4 protein-coding genes are annotated in these 3427 nt (G+C 63.5%); 3 read left to right on the top strand and 1 reads right to left on the bottom strand.

The window, feature by feature from the left end:
- From K408_RS40030 to K408_RS0136655, 3 genes are all read left to right on the top strand, one after another.
- A partial coding sequence (locus K408_RS40030; protein WP_029674864.1) for a DUF3363 domain-containing protein occupies positions 1 to 213 on the top strand: 213 nt, incomplete at its 5' end.
- 24 nt (positions 214 to 237) lie between these two features.
- Positions 238 to 2226 carry a conjugal transfer protein TraG gene (locus K408_RS0136660; RefSeq protein WP_024343507.1) on the top strand — a complete coding sequence of 663 codons (1989 nt, stop codon included), beginning with the start codon at positions 238 to 240 and terminating at the stop codon, positions 2224 to 2226.
- A 7-nt stretch (positions 2227 to 2233) separates the two neighbouring features.
- Positions 2234 to 2731, top strand: coding sequence for a ribbon-helix-helix protein, CopG family (locus K408_RS0136655; RefSeq protein WP_024343506.1), 498 nt, complete (start codon positions 2234 to 2236; stop codon positions 2729 to 2731).
- On the opposite strand, the gene K408_RS41760 is transcribed toward K408_RS0136655, so the two are convergent.
- Positions 2670 to 3179, bottom strand: a complete 510-nt coding sequence (locus K408_RS41760; protein ID WP_210163737.1) for a hypothetical protein — start codon at positions 3177 to 3179, stop codon at positions 2670 to 2672. The genes K408_RS0136655 and K408_RS41760 overlap by 62 nt on opposite strands.
- Positions 3180 to 3427: the final 248 nt, after the last annotated feature.

Here is a 3427-nt window from a genome sequence, read left to right as displayed (position 1 = left end):
GCGGGAAGCGGCGAGTATGTTGCCGGCACCTACCGCCAGCGTTTGGCACTCGCCTCCGGCCGCTTTGCCATGCTGGACGACGGCCTCGGCTTCCAGCTCGTGCCCTGGTCGCCCTCCCTCGAAAAGCAGCTCGGCAAGCATGTCTCCGGCGTCGCCCGCGACGACGGCGGCATCGACTGGAGCTTCGGCCGCAAGCGGGGGCTCGGCCTCTAACCTCTCTCGAAAAGGACCGCCGTAATGTCGGCTACGAAAATCCTCTGGGGCCAGATCCTCACCGTCTTCGCCATCGTCCTCGTCACGACCTGGGCCGCGACGGAATGGGTAGCCTGGCGGCTCGCCTTCCAGCCCGAGCTGGGGGCGCCGTGGTTCACACTGCTCGGCTTTTCCTTCTACCTGCCACCCGCCTTCTTCTGGTGGTGGTATGGCTTTGACGCCTATGCGCCGTCGATCTTCATCGAGGGCGCCTTCATCGCCGCGTCCGGCGGCTTCCTCTCGATTGCCGTCGCCATCGGCATGTCGGTCTGGCGGGCGCGGGAAGCCAAGAAGGTCGAAACCTATGGTTCGGCGCGCTGGGCCGAGACGGAGGAAGTGAAAGGCGCGGGTCTTCTCGGTCCCGATGGCGTCGTGCTCGGGCGCTACGATCGCGGCTATCTGCGCCATGACGGGCCGGAGCATGTGCTGTGCTTCGCGCCGACACGATCCGGCAAGGGCGTCGGCCTTGTCGTGCCCTCGCTGTTGACCTGGCCGGGCAGTTCAATCGTCCACGACATCAAGGGCGAGAACTGGCAGCTCACCGCCGGCTTCCGCGCGAAACATGGCCGCGTGCTGCTGTTCGACCCGACCAATGCGAAATCGTCGGCCTACAATCCTCTGCTCGAGGTGCGCCGCGGTGAATGGGAAGTCCGTGACGTCCAGAACATCGCCGACATCCTGGTCGATCCCGAAGGGAGCCTCGAAAAGCGGAACCACTGGGAAAAGACCAGCCACGCCCTGTTGGTCGGCGCGATCCTCCATGTCCTCTACGCCGAGAAAGACAAGACGCTGGCCGGCGTTGCCGCCTTCCTCTCAGATCCGAAGCGGCCGATCGAATCCACGCTCGCCGCGATGATGAAGACCGCCCATCTCGGCGAGGCCGGGCCGCACCCGGTCATCGCCAGCGCAGCGCGCGAGCTGCTGAACAAGTCCGACAATGAACGCTCGGGCGTCCTCTCGACCGCCATGTCGTTCCTTGGTCTTTATCGTGACCCGGTGGTGGCGGAGGTAACGCGGCGCTGCGATTGGCGGATCACGGACATCGTGGGCGACAAACGGCCGACGACGCTCTACCTGGTCGTGCCGCCCTCCGACATCAATCGCACCAAGCCACTGATCCGTCTGATCCTCAATCAGGTCGGCCGCCGCCTGACCGAGGATCTGCAGGCGAAGGCGGGGCGCCACCGTCTCCTGCTCATGCTCGACGAGTTTCCGGCGCTGGGGCGGTTGGATTTCTTCGAGAGCGCGCTGGCCTTCATGGCGGGCTATGGCCTCAAGAGCTTCCTGATCGCGCAATCGCTGAACCAGATCGAAAAGGCTTACGGCGCCAACAATTCGATCCTCGACAACTGCCATGTACGTGTCAGCTTCGCCACGAACGACGAGCGCACCGCAAAGCGGGTCTCGGACGCACTCGGCACCGCGACCGAGATGAAGGCCATGAAGAACTATGCCGGTCACCGCCTGTCGCCCTGGCTCGGCCATCTGATGGTGTCGCGTTCGGAAACAGCCCGGCCGCTGCTGACGCCCGGCGAGGTCATGCAGCTTGCCTCCACCGACGAGATCGTCATGGTCGCGGGCACGCCCCCGATCCGGGCGAAGAAAGCGCGCTATTACGAGGATGCGCGGTTCAAGGAGCGCATCCTGCCACCGCCCGCGCTCGCAGCGCCGAAGCAGACGCGGCCCGATGACTGGACCACGCTGCCATTGCCGCCGCGTCCGCAGATCGCAGTCGTCAGCCAGACCGCACAAACCGGCGATGACGATCCGACCGAATCCGAACGCCGCCAGCAGCCCGAACTCAACCGAGTGAAGCCGGTCGAGAATAAGGTGCCGATCGACAATCCATTTGAGATCGATGCTGACCGCGACGACGCCGAGGACGATGTCGTGCGCAACAGCCGGATCAACCAGCTCATGCAGGGCGTGGCGCGGCAGGTATCGCTCGACCCCGGCGACGGCATGGACCTGTGAGGCGCCAATGACGAAACCACCTCGCAAACAGCGCCTTTCCGTCTATCTCGATCCCGCTGTCATGAACCGCCTGGCGGAGCACGCCGCCCGGCGCGATCATTCCCGTTCCTTGATCGCGGAAGCGGCGATCGAATCCTTCCTCTCGCCGGATGCGGCCGAGCGTCAGGAGGCAGTCATCACCAAACGGCTCGACCAGTTGGATCGCCGCATGACGCGGCTGGAACGCGATGTCGGCATCGCGGTTGAAAGTCTTGCGGTGTTTATCAAATTCTGGGTCGCGACCACGCCAGCCTTGCCGGAACCGGCCGCGCGGGCGGCCCGTGCCAAGGCCGGCGAACGCTATGAACAATTTGTCACCGCGCTCGGCCGGCGGCTCGCCAAAGGGCCGAAGCTCCGGCAGGAGATCTCGGAAGACGTGAGCATGCAATCGACGCAAGCCGATGTCAGTATGGCGGATCGAGCACAGCGCCCGGAAGCGGGTCCACATGACCCCAAAATCGAGTGACCGCACGCGCGTAACGCCGCAAATCGTCCAGCCGAATCCGAAGTTCATCGCTCACCGGCACTGGGCCGGGCGCCAGATCATAATAGTCGAGAGACGGGTTGTCCCAAAGCCTTGGTGCGCGAGCTTTCAACTCGTCACATGACCGGCCATCTCCGTGACGGACCACATTCGCCACCAGATGTAGTTCATTGAGGTCATCGGCCATTCCGGTCGCCACAAGATCGAGAGAGGCGATCCCCGCACAGCCCTTGAGTAGCTCCTCCCAGCCTTTTGCCTTCACACCATGCCCACTCGCCCAACGGTTAAGTTGGCGCTCAAACATACCGTCGAATGTAAGGGCGAATGCCTTTGCGGCTTCGTTGGCGGTGTGGTTATCGACCTGAGCAGCGCAGCGATCCAGGAACTGATCGATGGTTTTCGCCTCAGCCACGATGAGCGTGCCGCGCATTGGGAGCTGATCGAGCGCTGCCAGGATCACGCGCTGATAAAAGCGATCAGCGTTCGCCTGAAAAACGTGTCCGTCGTCAGATGATTTGAGACTGATTTCGGGCCTCAGGAACGGAGGCTCTGGCTCATCTGGGTTTAAGGCTATGCGGCTTGCAGGTGGTGCTGCAAGCGTCTTGTCTGGATGGTCTGGCGCTTAATCCTTTCGCGTTCGGTGAGGATGGCTTGCCCGCGGCCACAGTAGACGTCGGC

Source organism: Bradyrhizobium sp. in8p8 (genome assembly GCF_000426845.1).
In the GTDB taxonomy this organism is placed as follows: Bacteria; Pseudomonadota; Alphaproteobacteria; order Rhizobiales; family Xanthobacteraceae; genus Bradyrhizobium; species Bradyrhizobium japonicum_C.
Note: the sequence above shows the minus strand (reverse complement) of the source record. Positions and strands in the feature narration are given on the sequence as shown.

Excerpts from the sequence above, each read along its gene's own strand:
- K408_RS0136660 (WP_024343507.1), top strand. The coding sequence starts at position 238 with ATGTCGGCTACGAAAATCCTCTGGGGCCAGATCCTCACCGTCTTCGCC.
- K408_RS41760 (WP_210163737.1), bottom strand. The coding sequence starts at position 3,179 with ATGCGCGGCACGCTCATCGTGGCTGAGGCGAAAACCATCGATCAGTTC.
- K408_RS0136655 (WP_024343506.1), top strand. The coding sequence starts at position 2,234 with ATGACGAAACCACCTCGCAAACAGCGCCTTTCCGTCTATCTCGATCCC.